General features: G+C 69.8%; 15 protein-coding genes and 1 tRNA gene. 5 read left to right on the forward strand and 11 right to left on the reverse strand.

What is annotated here, in order from left to right; all coding sequences use genetic code 11:
• Window positions 1-37 precede the first annotated feature (37 nt).
• Complete coding sequence (locus FB157_RS05725; protein ID WP_145876554.1) at window positions 38-862, forward strand: trans-aconitate 2-methyltransferase; 825 nt, start codon at window positions 38-40, stop codon at window positions 860-862.
• Window position 863: 1 nt separating this feature from the next.
• Complete coding sequence (locus FB157_RS05730; protein WP_145876555.1) at window positions 864-1,265, forward strand: VOC family protein; 402 nt, start codon at window positions 864-866, stop codon at window positions 1,263-1,265.
• Here FB157_RS05730 and FB157_RS05735 read toward each other — a convergent pair.
• Window positions 1,250-1,924 (reverse strand): TetR/AcrR family transcriptional regulator, encoded by a 675-nt coding sequence (locus FB157_RS05735; protein ID WP_037852782.1) that lies wholly within the window; start codon window positions 1,922-1,924, stop codon window positions 1,250-1,252. The genes FB157_RS05730 and FB157_RS05735 overlap by 16 nt on opposite strands.
• Entirely contained in the window at window positions 1,921-2,925 is a 1,005-nt protein-coding gene (locus FB157_RS05740) for a fatty acid desaturase (protein WP_145876557.1), read from the reverse strand. The genes FB157_RS05735 and FB157_RS05740 overlap by 4 nt, the downstream gene beginning before the upstream one ends.
• Before the next feature lie 310 nt (window positions 2,926-3,235).
• Between FB157_RS05740 and ppc the strand changes: the two genes are divergently transcribed.
• Complete coding sequence (gene ppc, locus FB157_RS05745) at window positions 3,236-5,968, forward strand: phosphoenolpyruvate carboxylase (protein ID WP_145876559.1); 2,733 nt, start codon at window positions 3,236-3,238, stop codon at window positions 5,966-5,968.
• A 537-nt stretch (window positions 5,969-6,505) separates the two neighbouring features.
• Here the strand turns inward: ppc and FB157_RS05750 are convergent.
• The 7 genes from FB157_RS05750 to FB157_RS05780 form a co-directional block, all read right to left on the reverse strand.
• The gene (locus FB157_RS05750; protein ID WP_145876830.1) at window positions 6,506-7,012 is read right to left on the reverse strand and encodes a hypothetical protein; all 507 of its coding nucleotides are present in this window, start codon (window positions 7,010-7,012) and stop codon (window positions 6,506-6,508) included.
• Window positions 7,013-7,064: 52 nt separating this feature from the next.
• A complete protein-coding gene (pth, locus tag FB157_RS05755) occupies window positions 7,065-7,661 on the reverse strand; it encodes an aminoacyl-tRNA hydrolase (protein WP_145876560.1) in 597 nt (198 codons plus the stop codon).
• Between the two features lie 116 nt (window positions 7,662-7,777).
• Window positions 7,778-8,374, reverse strand: coding sequence for a 50S ribosomal protein L25/general stress protein Ctc (locus tag FB157_RS05760; protein ID WP_145876562.1), 597 nt, complete (start codon window positions 8,372-8,374; stop codon window positions 7,778-7,780).
• A gap of 207 nt (window positions 8,375-8,581) precedes the next feature.
• Window positions 8,582-9,562 (reverse strand): ribose-phosphate diphosphokinase, encoded by a 981-nt coding sequence (locus FB157_RS05765; protein ID WP_145876564.1) that lies wholly within the window; start codon window positions 9,560-9,562, stop codon window positions 8,582-8,584.
• A 95-nt stretch (window positions 9,563-9,657) separates the two neighbouring features.
• Entirely contained in the window at window positions 9,658-11,106 is a 1,449-nt protein-coding gene (gene glmU / locus FB157_RS05770) for a bifunctional UDP-N-acetylglucosamine diphosphorylase/glucosamine-1-phosphate N-acetyltransferase GlmU (protein WP_145876566.1), read from the reverse strand.
• Between the two features lie 123 nt (window positions 11,107-11,229).
• Window positions 11,230-11,305: transfer RNA gene (locus FB157_RS05775), tRNA-Gln, on the reverse strand.
• Window positions 11,306-11,319: 14 nt separating this feature from the next.
• A complete protein-coding gene (locus FB157_RS05780; protein ID WP_145876568.1) occupies window positions 11,320-12,189 on the reverse strand; it encodes a helix-turn-helix domain-containing protein in 870 nt (289 codons plus the stop codon).
• Between the two features lie 166 nt (window positions 12,190-12,355).
• Here FB157_RS05780 and FB157_RS05785 point away from each other — a divergent pair, with 166 nt between their 5' ends.
• The gene (locus tag FB157_RS05785; RefSeq protein WP_145876570.1) at window positions 12,356-13,660 is read left to right on the forward strand and encodes a sensor histidine kinase; all 1,305 of its coding nucleotides are present in this window, start codon (window positions 12,356-12,358) and stop codon (window positions 13,658-13,660) included.
• A gap of 18 nt (window positions 13,661-13,678) precedes the next feature.
• Here FB157_RS05785 and FB157_RS05790 read toward each other — a convergent pair whose 3' ends face one another.
• Window positions 13,679-14,173 carry an SUKH-3 domain-containing protein gene (locus FB157_RS05790; protein WP_145876572.1) on the reverse strand — a complete coding sequence of 165 codons (495 nt, stop codon included), beginning with the start codon at window positions 14,171-14,173 and terminating at the stop codon, window positions 13,679-13,681.
• Between the two features lie 70 nt (window positions 14,174-14,243).
• Entirely contained in the window at window positions 14,244-14,756 is a 513-nt protein-coding gene (locus FB157_RS05795; RefSeq protein WP_145876574.1) for a YwqJ-related putative deaminase, read from the reverse strand.
• Window positions 14,757-15,020: 264 nt separating this feature from the next.
• Between FB157_RS05795 and FB157_RS05800 the strand changes: the two genes are divergently transcribed.
• Window positions 15,021-16,010 (forward strand): SMI1/KNR4 family protein, encoded by a 990-nt coding sequence (locus FB157_RS05800; RefSeq protein ID WP_145876575.1) that lies wholly within the window; start codon window positions 15,021-15,023, stop codon window positions 16,008-16,010.
• Window positions 16,011-16,018: the final 8 nt, after the last annotated feature.

Genomic DNA, 16,018 nt, shown 5'->3' on the forward strand with positions numbered 1-16,018 from the left:
TCTTGACATCAAGATATATCGCCGGGAGAGTGGAGCCATGACGACGCCCACCTGGGACCCCGCCCAGTACCTCCGCCACGCCGGCCACCGCGCCCGCCCCTTCGCCGACCTGCTCGCCCGCGTCCCCGCGCTCCCGGCCCAGCCGCCCGCGGGGCGACCGCGCATCGCCGACCTCGGCTGCGGCCCCGGCAACGTCACCGCCCTGCTCGCCGAGCGCTGGCCCACCGCGCACATCACCGGCTACGACAACTCGCCCGAGATGCTCGACAAGGCGCACGTCGACCACGAGGGCGCCACCGCAGGAGGCGGCCGCCTGGACTTCGCCCACGCCGACGCCCGCGTCTGGACACCCGAGGGGCCGCACGACCTGATCCTCTCCAACGCCACCCTCCAGTGGGTGCCGGGCCACGCCGACCGCTTCGCCGACTGGATCGCCGCCCTGAAGCCCGGCGGCGTCCTCGCCTTCCAGGTCCCGGACAACATCGACGCCCCGCTGCACGCCCTGATGCGGGAACTGGCCGCCACACCCCGCTGGAAGCCCCGCCTCGCCGACGTCCTGCGCCACGAGGACTCCGTCCACGCCCCCGGCACCTACCTGGACCGCCTCGCCCGCCTCGGCTGTGCGGCCGACGTGTGGCAGACGACGTACTTCCACGTCCTGGAGGGCGAGGACCCGGTCCTGGACTGGGTCAAGGGCACCGGCCTGCGCCCCGCCCTCACCGCCCTCGCCGACGACCCCGAGGCCCGCGACGCCTTCGTCACCGAGTACCGGGACCTGCTCCGCGTGGCCTACCCGAGCGCGCCGTACGGCACGGTCCTGCCCTTCCGGCGCCTGTTCGCGGTGGCCGTGAAGGAGGCCTGAGGTGATCACCGCCGTGGACCACGTACAACTGGCCGCACCGCCCGGCTCCGAGGACGTCCTGCGGGCGTACTACGCCGACGTCCTCGGCATGACGGAGATCCCCAAGCCGCCGGTGCTCGCCGCGCGCGGAGGCTGCTGGTTCCGGGCGGGGACCGTGCAACTGCACCTGGGCATCGAGCAGGCCACCACCGAAGGCGGAACGTGCGGCTTCCGGCCCGCGAAGAAGGCCCACCCGGGACTCCGGGTGACGGGCATCGAGGCGTACGCCGCCCGGCTGACGGCAGAGGGAGCACCGGTCACCTGGGACGACAGCCTCCCGGGCCACCGCCGCTTCTACTCCGAGGACCCCGTCGGCAACCGGCTGGAGTTCCTGGAACCCCGCTGCCCTCAGCTCTTGCGGTGACCTATCAGCCGGGGCTTCGGCTCCAGCCCGTCCAGACCGTGCCACGCCAGGTTCACCAGATGCGCCGCGACCTCCGCCTTCTTCGGGCGGCGCACGTCCAGCCACCACTGGCCGGTCAGGGCGACCATGCCGACCAGGGCCTGGGCGTACAGCGGGGCGAGCTTCGGGTCGAAGCCGCGCGACTTGAACTCGCGGCCCAGGATGTCCTCCACCTGGGTGGCGATGTCGGAGATCAGCGAGGCGAAGGAGCCCGTCGACTGCGGGATGGGGGAGTCACGGACCAGGATGCGGAAGCCGTCCGTGTACTCCTCGATGTAGTCGAGGAGGGCGAAGGCGGCCTGCTCGCACAGCTCGCGGGGATGCCCGGCCGTCAGCGAGCCGGTGACCATGTCCAGCAGCCGCCGCATCTCGCGGTCCACCACCACCGCGTACAGCCCCTCCTTGCCGCCGAAGTGCTCGTACACCACCGGCTTGGACACCCCGGCCTTCGCCGCGATCTCCTCCACCGAGGTGCCCTCGAAGCCCTTCGCGGCGAAGAGGGTGCGACCGATCTCCAGCAGCTGCTGGCGACGCTCCGCCCCGGTCATACGGGTCCGGCGCGCTCGCCGCGGCTTGTCGTTGCTGGGGGTGCTGGAGTCGGTCGCCACGGCGTCAATCATGCCGCCTTCGCGGGCTCCTTCCGGCGTCGGGAGCCGCCTTCGTCGGTGTTACGGCGCGAATCGATACGTGAGCGTGACGGCCAGCGCACGTCGTACGCCCAGCCGAGCATCTCGAACCAGCGGATGATCCGCGCCGAGGAGTCGATCTGGCCGCGCATCACGCCGTGCCGCGCCGAGGTCGGGTCGGCGTGGTGCAGGTTGTGCCAGGACTCCCCGCAGGACAGCACCGCCAGCCACCACACGTTGCCCGAGCGGTCCCGCGACTTGAACGGCCGCTTGCCCACCGCGTGACAGATCGAGTTGATCGACCACGTCACATGGTGCAGCAGCGCCACCCGCACGAGTGAACCCCAGAAGAACGCGGTGAACGCACCCCACCAGGACATCGTCACCAGACCCCCGACCAGCGGAGGCAGCGCGAGGGACACGACCGTCCACAGGACGAACTGGCGGGAGATCGCCCGGAGGGCCGGGTCCTTGACCAGATCCGGCGCGTACTTCTCCTGCGGCGTCTGCTCCTCGTCGAACATCCACGCGATGTGCGCCCACCACAGGCCCTTCATCAGCGCGGGCAGCGTCTCCCCGAACCGCCACGGCGAGTGGGGATCGCCCTCGGCGTCGGAGAACTTGTGGTGCTTGCGGTGGTCGGCCACCCAGCGCACCAGCGGGCCCTCGACCGCCAGCGACCCCATGATCGCCAGCGCGATCCGCAGGGGCCGCCTGGCCTTGAACGAGCCATGGGTGAAGTACCGGTGGAAACCGATCGTGATGCCGTGGCACCCCAGGAAGTACATGAAGACCAGCAGGCCCAGATCGAGCCAGCTCACCCCCCAGCCCCAGGCCAGCGGCACGGCCGCCACCAGTGCCAGGAACGGCACGATGATGAACAGGAGCAGCGTGATCTGCTCGATCGAGCGCTTCTGCTCGCCACCCAGAGTGGCGGAGGCGGGAGTGTCGTCGGCCGTACGGGATTCATCGATCACATCGGAACGTGAGGTCATGCGTGTCCCCTGTGGGGTTCGAGGGTTGGGACAGGGCGCCGGGCCGACCGGACCGAGCGGGACTCCAGCGATGTTTCCCTACGGTTCCGTAACCTACGGCGACGTAAGTATGGCAGCGTGCCGAGCTGCGGCAAGAGCCCCAGAACCTGCGCGTCCGCATCGACACCTATCCTTGAAGTCGGTCGGACAGCGCGGTCCGCTCTGATTCCTTCCCGGACGCTCCGGCCCGTATGCGGCACTCTCGCCGTGTGGTGGATGGTGCCCCGGGTTCCCTCCCAGACGAGCTTCAACACTGCAAGGAGCCGCACCTGTGAGCAGTGCCGACGACCAGACCACCACGACCAGCACCGAGCTGCGCGCCGACATCAGGCGGCTGGGCGACCTCCTGGGCGAGACCCTCGTCCGCCAGGAAGGTCCCGAACTCCTCGACCTGGTCGAAAAGGTCCGCCGCCTCACCCGCGAGGACGGCGAGGCCGCCGCCGAGCTGCTGCGCGGCACCGAACTGCAGACCGCCGCCAAGCTGGTCCGCGCCTTCTCCACCTACTTCCACCTGGCCAACATCACCGAACAGGTGCACCGCGGCCGCGAGCTGCGCGCCCGCCGTGCCGCCGAGGGCGGCCTCCTCGCCCGCACCGCCGACCGCCTCAAGGACGCCGACCCCGAGCACATCAGGCAGAGCGTCGAGCACCTCAACGTCCGGCCGGTGTTCACGGCACACCCCACCGAGGCCGCCCGCCGTTCGGTCCTCAACAAGCTCCGGCGCATCGCCGCGCTCCTGGACACCCCCGTCCTCGACTCCGACCGCCGCCGCCACGACGTCCGCCTCGCCGAGAACATCGACCTCGTCTGGCAGACCGACGAACTGCGCGTGGTACGCCCCGAGCCCGCCGACGAGGCCCGCAACGCCATCTACTACCTCGACGAGCTGCACGCCGACGCCGTCGGCGACGTCCTCGAGGACCTCACCGCCGAACTGGAGCGCGTCGGTGTCAAGCTCCCCGACGACACCCGCCCGCTCACCTTCGGCACCTGGATCGGCGGCGACCGCGACGGCAACCCCAACGTCACCCCCCAGGTCACCTGGGACGTCCTCATCCTCCAGCACGAGCACGGCATCAACGACGCCCTGGAGATGGTCGACGAACTGCGCGGCCTGCTCTCCAACTCCATCCGCTACGCCGGCGCCACCGAGGAACTCCTGGAATCCCTCCGCGCCGACCTGGAGCGGCTGCCCGAGATCAGCCCCCGCTACAAGCGCCTCAACGCCGAGGAGCCCTACCGGCTCAAGGCCACCTGCGTCCGGCAGAAGCTGGAGAACACCAAGCAGCGCCTCGCCAAGGGCACCCCGCACGAGGCGGGCCGCGACTACCTCGGCACCGGCGAACTGCTGACCGACCTCCGGCTCATCCAGACCTCCCTGCGCGAACACCGCGGCGCCCTGTTCGCCGACGGCCGCATGAGCCGCACCATCCGCACCCTGGCCGCCTTCGGCCTCCAGCTCGCCACCATGGACGTACGCGAACACGCGGACGCCCACCACCACGCCCTCGGCCAGCTCTTCGACCGCCTCGGCGAGGAATCCTGGCGCTACGCCGACATGCCCCGCGACTACCGGGCCAAGCTCCTCGCCAAGGAGCTGCGCTCCCGGCGCCCGCTGGCCCCCAGCCCGGCCCCCGTCGACGCGGCCGGCGCCAAGACCCTCGGCGTCTTCGAGACCGTCAAGCGCGCCCTCGAGGTCTTCGGCCCCGAGGTCATCGAGTCCTACATCATCTCCATGTGCCAGGGCGCCGACGACGTCTTCGCCGCCGCCGTCCTCGCCCGCGAGGCCGGCCTCCTCGACCTGCACGCCGGCTGGGCGAAGATCGGCATCGTCCCGCTCCTGGAGACCACCGACGAGCTGCGCGCCGCCGACACCATCCTCGAGGACATGCTCTCCGACCCGTCCTACCGGCGCCTGGTCGCGCTGCGCGGCGACGTCCAGGAGGTCATGCTCGGCTACTCCGACTCCTCCAAGTTCGGCGGCATCACCACCAGCCAGTGGGAGATCCACCGGGCACAGCGGCGCCTGCGTGACGTCGCGCACCGCTACGGGGTCCGGCTGAGGCTCTTCCACGGCCGCGGCGGCACCGTCGGCCGCGGCGGCGGCCCCTCCCACGACGCCATCCTCGCCCAGCCCTGGGGCACCCTGGAGGGCGAGATCAAGGTCACCGAGCAGGGCGAGGTCATCTCCGACAAGTACCTCATCCCGTCCCTGGCCCGGGAGAACCTCGAACTGACGGTCGCGGCCACCCTGCAGGCCTCCGCCCTGCACACCGCCCCCCGCCAGTCCGACGAGGCCCTCGCCCGCTGGGACGCGGCCATGGACGTCGTCTCCGACGCCGCCCACGCCGCCTACCGCAGGCTCGTCGAGGACCCCGACCTGCCGACGTACTTCCTCGCCTCCACGCCCGTCGACCAGCTCGCCGAGCTGCACCTGGGCTCGCGGCCCTCCCGCCGCCCCGGCTCGGGCGTCTCGCTCGACGGTCTGCGCGCCATCCCGTGGGTGTTCGGCTGGACCCAGTCCCGGCAGATCGTGCCCGGCTGGTTCGGCGTCGGCTCCGGCCTCAAGGCGCTGCGGGAAACCGGTCTGGACACCGTGCTCGGCGAGATGCACGAACAGTGGCACTTCTTCCGCAACTTCATCTCCAACGTCGAGATGACCCTCGCCAAGACCGACCTGCGCATCGCCCAGCACTACGTCGACACCCTCGTCCCCGACGAGCTCAAGCACGTCTTCGACACCATCAGGGCCGAGCACGAGCTGACCGTCCGCGAGGTCCTCCGGGTCACCGGCGAACAGGAACTCCTCGACGCCCAGCCCGTCCTCAAGCAGACCTTCACCATCCGCGACGCCTACCTCGACCCGATCTCCTACCTCCAGGTCGCCCTGCTCAAGCGCCAGCGCGACGCGGCCGCCACCGGCGCCGAACCCGACCCGCTGCTCTCCCGCGCCCTGCTCCTCACCGTCAACGGCGTGGCCGCGGGCCTGCGCAACACCGGCTGACCGCCACCGCACGACGAAGGTGCCCCCGAGGTCCGTACGACCCCGGGGGCACCCGCGCGTCCAGCCGCCTCAGCCCTGCCGGGCCCTGCGCCGCCAGGCCACCAGACCGCCCCCCCCGCACCGACCAGCACGGCAGCGACGGCCGACAGCAGGTCCACCGGGGCACCATTACCGGTCTCGGCGAGGTCGCCGCCGCCTCCCTGGGCGGACGGCGCGGAGGACGGTGCCGACGCCGAGTCCGGCGACGCGGCCTGCGACGGGCTTCCGGGCGGGGACGCGGACCCGCCCGCCGCCGCACCGGACGCCGACGCCGACGGCGACGCCGACACCGGTACGCATGGGGTGATCGATCTTCGAGTGGGGAACGGGGAAGATGTGGAGGGGGCGGTTCAGCTTCCGATCCCGCCCGACGGCCCGGCAATCACGAACAGGCAGCACACAGGCCCCCACAGACGTGAAGAACGCCCCAACCCCTCAGCGGGTCGCGAATCAGCGGGGCACGACATCGGACGGGGCCGACATCGAACGGGGCCGAAATCAGAGAGTCGCGACAAAAGCACCCGTCAGCAGCGCGATCCCCGACCCCGCCAGCACCCACGCCGCCCGCGTCAGACGCATACCGCCCGCCACCACCACCGACGCCAGCAGCAGCGCACCGCCCAGCGGAATCCAGGCGTACAGAATCCCCGCCGGCCCCGACCGCACCACCTCGTCGGTCCCCGGCTTCACCACCACGGCGTACGTCAGCCCCTCGCGCACCGCGACCGACTGCGCGATCTCCACGCTCGACCGCGCCCGTGCCCCCTCGGACACCGGCGTGAACGGGCCCCGGCACGTGTCCCCGGCACAGCTCGTCACCCTGATCGTGCCGCGCTCGCGCCCCTTCGTCAGCATCACGTGCTGCGCGGTCCCCCAGGAACCCCACACCCCGGTGAACACGATCAGCGCGGCGAACACACCCATCGTGGCGACCCGCCCGAACCGCAGCGCGGTCACGGAGGCCTGGCGAGCGCTGGCAGCTGTGGCAGGCATGGCCGGGATCATTGGCCATACGCCCACGACCGGTCAACTCCGGCGGCCGCCAAGGCCGGACAAGTCAGGAGTTGTACGCGCTCTGCGCCCGCTCCAGGCCCTCGATCACCAGACACTCCACCGCGTCCGCCGCACGGTCCACGAAGTAGTCCAGCTCCTTGCGCTCCGCCGACGAGAAGTCCTTCAGCACGAAGTCCGCCACCTGCATCCGCCCCGGCGGCCGCCCGATCCCGAACCGCACCCGGTGGTAGTCCGCCCCCATCGCCTTCGTCATCGACTTCAGACCGTTGTGCCCGTTGTCGCCACCGCCCAGCTTCAGCCGCAGCGTGCCGTGATCGATGTCCAGCTCGTCATGCACCGCGACGATGTTCGCCACCGGCACCTTGTAGAAGTCCCGCAGCGCGTTCACCGGACCGCCGGACAGGTTCATGAACGACATCGGCTTGGCCAGGATCACCCGCCGGTTCGCCGGCCCCATCGGACCGATCCGCCCCTCCAGCACCTGCGCCTGCGCCTTGCCCGCACGCTTGAACTTCCCGCCGATCCGCTCCGCGAGCAGATCCACCACCATGAACCCGACGTTGTGCCGGTTCATGGCGTACTCCGGCCCAGGATTACCCAGCCCGACGACGAGCCAGGGGGCACTTGCGGGGGTGGTCACGTCCGTGTCTCCTCACGTGCAACAGCCGCTGCTCCCCCGAGGGAAGCAGCGGCTGGAGCGTACAGCTACCGCTTCGGCGGTCGTACCGCTACGGCCGAACCGCCGGTCAGGCAGGCTCAGGCCTCGGCAGCCTCTTCGCCCTCGACGGCCTCGCCCTCGACGGCCTCCTCGACCTGCGCCTGCAGGACCTGCAGGACGACCGCGTCCTCGTCCACGGCCAGGGTCACACCGGAAGGCAGCTTGATGTCCTTGGCGAGGACGGAGGCACCGGCCTCCAGGCCCTCGACGGAGACGGTCAGCGCCTCGGGGATGTGGGTGGCCTCGGCCTCGACCGGCAGGGCGTTCAGCACGTGCTCGAGCAGGTTGCCGCCGGCGGCCAGCTCACCCTCGGCGTGGACCGGAATCTCGACCGTGACCTTCTCGCCACGCTTGACCAGCAGCAGGTCGACGTGCTCCAGGAAGCCCTTCAGCGGGTCACGCTGCACGGCCTTCGGGATCGCCAGCTCGTTGGTCTTGCCGTCGATGTCCAGGGAGATCAGGACGTTCGGCGTACGCAGCGCCAGCAGCAGCTCGTGGCCCGGCAGGGTCAGGTGCAGCGGGTCCGAACCGTGGCCGTACAGCACACCGGGAACCTTGCTGTCACGGCGGATACGGCGGGCGGCACCCTTGCCGAACTCGGTGCGCGTCTGGGCGGCGAGCTTTACCTCGGACATATTGATCACTCCTCGTAGGAATCGCGAACGGACAGGGTCACCCGGCCACGAACGGCCTGCTACGAAGAGCGCGTCGATAACGGACAGCCGATACCCGTATGAACAGGTACGGCCTCCCTCGCCGAGCAACTGGAGCAGTCTACTCGGCAGGGGAGGCCGTACCCAAAAGGATCTTCAGCTAGCCCGCCCGGCGGGCCTGCAGAAACCTCACTGCTCGTCGAAGAGGCTGGTCACAGACCCGTCCTCGAACACCTCACGCACCGCACTCGCGATCGTCGGAGCGATCGACAGCACCGTGATCTTGTCCAGATCCCGGCCCAGCTCCGCCGGCGTCGGCAGCGTGTTCGTGAACACGAACTCACTCACCCGCGAGTTCTTCAGCCGGTCCGCAGCCGGACCCGACAGCACACCGTGCGTCGCCGTCACGATGACGTCCTCCGCACCATGCGCGAACAGCGCGTCCGCAGCCGCACAGATCGTGCCACCCGTGTCGATCATGTCGTCCACCAGCACACAGACCCGGCCCTTGACCTCACCCACGACCTCGTGGACGGTCACCTGGTTCGCCACGTCCTTGTCACGCCGCTTGTGCACGATCGCCAGCGGCGCACCCAGCCGGTCGCACCAGCGGTCAGCCACCCGCACCCGGCCCGCGTCCGGAGACACCACCGTCAGCTTGTCCCGGTCCACCTTCTCGCCCACGTAGTCCGCCAGCTGCGGAAGCGCGAACAGGTGATCCACCGGCCCGTCGAAGAAGCCCTGGATCTGGTCCGTGTGCAGATCCATCGTCAGGATCCGGTCGGCACCGGCCGTCTTCATCAGATCCGCGACCAGACGCGCCGAGATCGGTTCACGACCCCGGTGCTTCTTGTCCTGCCGCGCGTAACCGTAGAACGGCACGATGACCGTGATAGACCGCGCCGACGCACGCTTCAGCGCGTCGATCATGATCAGCTGCTCCATGATCCACTTGTTGATCGGAGCCGTGTGGCTCTGGATCAGGAAGCAGTCCGCACCACGAGCCGACTCCTGGTAACGGACGTAGATCTCGCCATTGGCGAAGTCGAAGGCCTTCGTCGGGACAACCCCGACACCCAACTGCTGGGCGACCTCCTCGGCAAGCTCGGGGTGGGCGCGGCCGGAGAAGAACATCAACTTCTTCTCGCCGGTCGTCTTGATCCCGGTCACAGCACTATCTCCTCAGAGGTGTCTCAGCAGCGGATATGCACTCGTGCGGGTGTGCACTTATCACGGTACGCCGTGTTTGGCGCACCCGTTTCCGGTCAGTCCTCGCCCTCGCCCTTCCGGGTCGCGGCCTCAGCCGCCTTCGCGGCAGCACTCCCAGGACGCTTACGGGCCACCCAACCCGCGATATTCCGCTGCTGACCACGGGCCACAGCCAGCGAACCGGGCGGCACATCCTTCGTGATCACGGACCCGGCGGCGGTGTAAGCACCGTCCCCGACCGTGACAGGAGCCACAAACATGTTGTCCGAACCCGTCTTGCAGTGCGACCCGACGGTCGTGTGGTGCTTGCTCTCACCGTCGTAGTTCACAAACACGCTCGCGGCACCGATGTTCGAGAAGTCACCGATCGTCGCATCGCCGACGTACGACAGATGCGGAACCTTCGTCCCCTCACCGATCGACGAGTTCTTCGTCTCCACATACGTACCGATCTTGGCCTTCAGACCGAGCCGGGTACCCGGCCGCAGATACGCGTACGGCCCCACGGACGCCTGCTCACCGATCCGCGCACCGTCCGACACCGTGTTGTCCACACGAGCCCCGGCACCCACCCGGGTGTCCTTCAGCCGGCTGTTCGGCCCGACCTCCGCACCCTCACCGAGGTACGTCGAACCCGTCAGCTGCGTGTTCGGATGCACAACGGCGTCCCGCTCGAAGGTCACGGTCACGTCGACCCAGGTGGAGGCCGGGTCCACGACAGTCACACCGTCGAGCATCGCACGCGTCAACAGCCGGTCGTTGAGAATCCGACGGGCCTCGGCGAGCTGCACACGGTTGTTGATACCGGCGATCTCCCGGTGGTCCGCAGCCACGGAAGCCCCCACCCGATGCCCCGCCTCCCGCAGGATCCCGAGCACGTCCGTCAGGTACTCCTCACCCTGGCTGTTGTCCGTCCGCACCTTCTTCAGCGCATCCGCGAGCAACTGCCCGTCGAAGGCGAACACCCCGCTGTTGATCTCCCGGATCGCCCGCTGGGCCTCGGAGGCGTCCTTGTGCTCCACGATCGCGGTCACGGCACCGCTCGCGTCGTCACGGACGATACGGCCGTAACCGGTCGCGTCCGGGACCTCGGCGGTCAGCACCGTCACGGCGTTGCCGTCCCCGTGATGGGTCGCGGCGAGCTGCTGGAGCGTGTCGGCGGTGAGCAGCGGGGTGTCCCCGCACACGACCACGACGGTCCCGTCGACAGCCCCGCCCAGCTCCTCGAGCCCCATGCGCACGGCGTGCCCCGTGCCGTTCTGCTCCGCCTGCACAGCCGTCCGCACGCCGGGATCGATCTCGGTCAGGTGCGCGGCGACCTGCTCACGGGCGTGGCCCACGACGACCACCAGGTTCGCGGGGTCCAACTCGCGGGCGGCGGCCAGCACATGGCCCACCAGGGAACGGCCGCAGATCTGGTGCAGGACCTTCGGTGTGGCCGACTTCATACGGGTGCCCTCACCCGCTGCGAGAACGACGACGGCTGCCGGGCGAATGGCGCTCACGGGGTTGCCCTTCGGCTCTGGATGGTGGGGGTGACAGCCGAAGGATACCGGGGTGGGGTTGGGGGGATATGAGAGCGGGCCCCGACAGTGCAGTCAGGGCCCGAACCTAGGTCTTGTGTGCTGTGGCTCCCCCGCAAGGATTCGAACCTTGTCCTGCTGGTACCAAAAACCAGTGTGCTGCCAGTTACACCACGGGGGACAGCGCTCCAGACCTTACCCGAGACGTGCCTGCGCCTGGGCCACGATTCCGCTCCACCAGCCCTCGATTCGGTTGTACAAGTGGGCACTCCTGGCTACGACGATGACCAGGCAGCCGTGGTAGTCGTCGCCGGTGTTCTTGCGGACCGTCTTGGGGTTGTGCTTCTTCAGGGTCGGCTTCGCGAAGACGGACACGTCCACGTCGGCGACGGCCGCCCAGTGCCGGTGGGCTGCCTCCACGTCCGCCGACTCGTGGATGAGTACGCGGAAGGCCAGGCGCCCCCTGTCCACGTCGAGCAGGTCCAGCCACGCGAGATAGGTCTGGATCACACCGGGGTCGCTGTTGACGAAGACGGCCCGCTCGCGCCGGTCGTACGGCTTGCTCTTCGATCCTTCCGCCCAGTAGAGCGCGACCCCCACCATGAAGAGCTCGCGATCCGTCAGGTCCCCGATCTCCCGGAGGGCGGAGGTCTTGGACTCCTTGCGCTTCGCGCGCTCTGCGGTGCGGCACCTTGCCAGTCCCTCCTGCATGAGCGCCAGCTGTTCCTCCTGGGTGTACCGAGGGTCGGGCTTCGGCAGGTCCCGGACCCACAGCGACACCGAGCTCCTGGAGCAGCCCAGTGCGACCTGGATCTGGTCATAGGTCCACCCCTGCAGCCGCAGCTCCCGTGCCCTCTCGCGCAGCTCGTCCTTCGCCCTCGGCCGCTTCGTCCACTCCGGTGGGGGCTCCCCCTTCACCAGTTGGTTGAGGAGGTCGTTGTTGAAGATCTTCAGCTCGTCCCGGATCTGCCGGAGGCTGAGCCCCTCCCGCCGCAACGCGACCGCTCGCTCCCGCAACCCCTCGAAGTCCTCGTACTTGCTGCCCTTGCCGGGTGAATGTGTCATACGCATACCGTCCGGGCGGAATGTTCGCTTCCAGGTGTGAACGGGTGACGTTCAGTAGTTCGAGGGATACCGGCGGGTTTCGAGGTCATTCGATTAAGGGGTGTGGTCCGTGCCGGTGGGTGAAAGTCACCGGAAATGCCGTTGCCCGCGCCCGTAGGCTGGAGGCATGACCGCGACGGGGGAAGAGCATGCCGGGGCCCTGACCGGCCCATGGTGGTGGGGCAGGCGGCGCAGTGCGGTGCTCGACGGGAGTCTCGCGCTGGTGTCCGCGGTGGAGTGCGGTGCGGAGGGTATTCCGTTCGCGCGGGATGCCGGGATCCCGGTGTCGGTGGGGATCGTTTTCGGTCTGATCGCCGGTTCGGTTCTGCTGGTGCGCAGGAAGTGGCCGATCGCCGTGGTGCTGGTCGCGATCGCGATCACGCCGGCCCAGATGGGCTTCCTGATGGGCATCGTCGGGCTGTACACGCTGGCGGCGTGCGAGTTGCCGCGGCGGATCATCGTGGCGCTGGCGGGGATGTCGTTGCTGGGCACGATGATCGTGACGTTCGTGCGGGTGCGGCAGGACATGGCGCGGGGTGATCTGACCCTGGGTGACTGGTTCGTGCCGTTCGCCTCGATCACGACGTCTCTGGGGCTGACGGCGCCGCCGGTGCTGCTCGGGTTGTACGTGGGGGCGCGCCGCCGGTTGATGGAGAGTCTGCGGGAGCGGGCGGACAGTCTGGAGCGGGAGCTTCAGTTGCTCGCGGAGCGGGCGGAGGAGCGGGCCGAGTGGGCGCGTAACGAGGAGCGGACGCGGATCGCCCGGGAGATGCATGACGTGGTCGCGCATCGGGTGAGTCTGATGGTGGTGCATGCGGCGGCGTTGCAGGCGGTTGCGCGGAAGGATCCCGAGAAGGCCGTGCGGAATGCGGCGCTGGTGGGTGACATGGGGCGGCAGGCGTTGACCGAGTTGCGGGAGATGCTCGGGGTGCTGCGGGCCGGTGACGGTGCGGGGCGGCGTGCGGCGTCGGTGTCGTTGGCCGTGGTGGGGGTGGCGGAGGCGGTGTCGGAGGCGGTTGCCGAGGAGGCGGCCGGGGACGGTCCGTGTCTGTCGGAGCTGGAGGAGCTGGTCGGGCAGTCGGCGGCGGCCGGGATGGTGGTGGATCTCTCGGTCGAGGGGGAGGCGCGGCTGTATGCGGCGGAGGTCGAGCAGACGGCGTACCGGGTGGTGCAGGAGGCGTTGACGAACGTCCACAAGCATGCGGCGGGTGCGAAGACGTATGTGCGGCTGGCGCATCGGGGGGCGGAGATCGCGATGCAGGTGGAGAACGAGCCGCCGGAGCCCGGGTCGGGGTCGGCGGCGCGGTTGCCGTCGGGTGGCAACGGTCTGGTGGGGATGCGGGAGCGGGTCGTGGCGCTGGGTGGTGTGTTTGTCTCGGGGCCGACGGATGCGGGCGGTTTCCGGGTGTCGGCGGTGATTCCGGCGGCGTAGCCCGGGGCGTGGCGCGGGTCAGGCGACGGTGAGGCGTACGGGTTCGGTGCCGCCGATGAGGGTGGACAGGGCGTGGTCGATGTCGGGGCCGGCGTACCAGTCGCCGGTGTGGTCGAGGGTGTAGACGCGGCCTTCGCTGTCGATGGCGAGGAGGGCCGCGGTGCCGGCTTCCTCGCCGAGGGGGCTGACTTCGGTGCCGAGGGCGCGGCCGAGGTCGCCGAGGGTGCGGGCGTGGTGGAGGCCGTGCAGCGGGTCGAGGTGGAGGGTGGCGGGGGCGACCTGGCGGCCGGGGCCGCCGGGTTTGATGTGCAGTCCGCCGAATTCGGCCCAGGCTTCGACGGCGGCGGGGAAGACGGTGTGCCGGTGTCCGGCGGGTGAGGTGTGTTCGCGCAGGGCGTCGGCCCAGATCTCCGCCTGCTTTATGTCCCAGCGTCCGGGTTGCCAGCCGGCGGCGCGCAGGGCGGCGTCGACGGGTACGGGGAAGCGGGTGGTCGAGGTGCGGTCGGGGTGCATCGGCCCTTCGATCGTCGTGCCGGTTCGTGCCGGCTGGGTGGTTCTGGTGGGTGCCGGGTGGGCCGGGGTGTCAGTCGGTGGTGGTCGGGTCGACGATGCGGACGCCGAAGTGGGCGCTGAGGGCGGTGCAGGCGCGGCAGGGGGTGGCGAAGCTGCCGTGGAGGGGGTCGCCGTCCTCGCGTATGCGGCGGGCGGTGAGTTTGGCCTGACGGAGGATTTTGCGGGCTTCGCCGTTGGTCATGGGTTTGCGGGCGGCGCGTTTGCTGCGGGTGGCGTCGGCGGCGGCGATGTGCCGGGAGATGAGGATGGTTTCGGCGCAGCGGCCGGTGAAGCGGTCGCGTTGGGCGCTGGTGAGGGTGTCGAGGAAGTCCTGGACGAGGTGGTGGAGGGGTGGGGGCTGGTCGCCGCGGGCGGCGGTGCCGGTGAGGGTGGAGCCGCGTACGGAGAGGGCTGCGGCGACGGTGGGGAGGATGCCGTCGCGGCGGTGCAGGAGGGTGGGGGCGGGAGGTGTGTCGGTGCCGCTCCAGCCGATGCGAGGGTCGCCGGCCCGCACGTCGTTACCTCCGGTCTGCAAGGTATTCATGATCGTCTTCCCCTCCCCGGGCATCCCCCCGAAGGACACAGAGTGCCAAATGCCGTGGCTGGTGCGGAAGCTGGGGCGGCGCGACACGCCCGGGTTTGGGCGGGCTGTCACGAGGGGGTGACGGCTGGTCACGAAAGGGGAGGCGGGAAGTGCAGGTGTGGGGTGGAGGGCCGGTGACCGGGGTTCGTGTACCGCATAGGCTGTCGCCATCCGCGATCGACACCGCCGTTCAGGCCAGAGAGAACGCCGCAGGGGGCAACCGCCATGACGACAGGTCGGCTCGGGCAGCAAGCCGCGCCGCCGAACGCGGCCTATGCCGGGCAGGTCGTGCACTTCCCGGATCCGGTCCGGGCGGCACGTCACCCGAGAGGGGTACGCATCGACGAGCGCGGTTACCCGGATTTCTCGCCGTACGCGCGCGCGGCGGCGGAGATCGCCGATCCGCCGGAGGGTTTCGGCGTCGACGAGTTGCGGCTGACGGACTATGTGTCGGCGAACGCGGTTCTCGCGGCGTCGGGGCACGAGTTGTGGGACACGGTGCCCGCGGTGGCGACGCCGCACGGCTGGACGTGGCATCACGTGGTGGGTTCGCGGCGGCTGGAGTTGGTTCCGGTCGAGGTGAAGGCGTTGCTGCGGCATCACGGTGGTGTGGCGACGGCTCGGGTGGACCAGGGCAAGCGTGGTACGCGGCCGTTGCAGGAGACGCGTCCGGCGCACTTCGGGCTGTCGAAGTCGGGTGTGGCGGTGACGGAGTCGCAGGTTCAGGGTGTGGAGGAGGACCTGGGCTATCGCCTGCCGGGTGCCTACCGTTCGTTCCTGAAGGCGGCGGGTGGTGCCGCGCCGGTGGGTGCCGCGCTGGACGCCGAGTTGGGGCTGTTGCTGGATCAGCCGTTCTTCACGGTGCGGGACGAGGCGGCGGTCAATGACCTGGTGTACGTCAACAAGTGCCTGCGTGACCATCTGACGAAGGACTATCTGAGCGTCGGTTTCGTGCAGGGTGGTCTGCTCGCGGTGAAGGTGAAGGGCGAGCGGATCGGGTCGGTGTGGTTCTGCGCGTACGACGATGCGCGGGACGTGGATCCGTCGTGGTCCCCGGCGGAGCGGGTCGAGCGCCTGTTGCTGCTGTGCGGTGACGACTTCGACGCGTTCCTGTCGCGGCTGGCGGGTAATCCGCCGGAGTTGGAGACGGTGGCGAACCTGATGGTGGACGGCGGTTTCGCGCGTGCCGTTCCGGTCTCTTCGGCTGGGGAGTGAGCTTCGCG

The organism is Streptomyces sp. BK340 (assembly GCF_007827595.1).
In the GTDB taxonomy this organism is placed as follows: domain Bacteria; phylum Actinomycetota; class Actinomycetes; order Streptomycetales; family Streptomycetaceae; genus Streptomyces.

Excerpts from the sequence above, each read along its gene's own strand:
- FB157_RS05750 (WP_145876830.1), bottom strand. The coding sequence starts at position 7,012 with ATGATCCCGGCCATGCCTGCCACAGCTGCCAGCGCTCGCCAGGCCTCC.
- FB157_RS05735 (WP_037852782.1), bottom strand. The coding sequence starts at position 1,924 with ATGATTGACGCCGTGGCGACCGACTCCAGCACCCCCAGCAACGACAAG.
- FB157_RS05800 (WP_145876575.1), top strand. The coding sequence starts at position 15,021 with ATGACGACAGGTCGGCTCGGGCAGCAAGCCGCGCCGCCGAACGCGGCC.
- FB157_RS05790 (WP_145876572.1), bottom strand. The coding sequence starts at position 14,173 with ATGCACCCCGACCGCACCTCGACCACCCGCTTCCCCGTACCCGTCGAC.
- FB157_RS05760 (WP_145876562.1), bottom strand. The coding sequence starts at position 8,374 with ATGTCCGAGGTAAAGCTCGCCGCCCAGACGCGCACCGAGTTCGGCAAG.
- FB157_RS05785 (WP_145876570.1), top strand. The coding sequence starts at position 12,356 with ATGACCGCGACGGGGGAAGAGCATGCCGGGGCCCTGACCGGCCCATGG.
- FB157_RS05740 (WP_145876557.1), bottom strand. The coding sequence starts at position 2,925 with ATGACCTCACGTTCCGATGTGATCGATGAATCCCGTACGGCCGACGAC.
- FB157_RS05795 (WP_145876574.1), bottom strand. The coding sequence starts at position 14,756 with ATGAATACCTTGCAGACCGGAGGTAACGACGTGCGGGCCGGCGACCCT.
- FB157_RS05725 (WP_145876554.1), top strand. The coding sequence starts at position 38 with ATGACGACGCCCACCTGGGACCCCGCCCAGTACCTCCGCCACGCCGGC.
- FB157_RS05780 (WP_145876568.1), bottom strand. The coding sequence starts at position 12,189 with ATGACACATTCACCCGGCAAGGGCAGCAAGTACGAGGACTTCGAGGGG.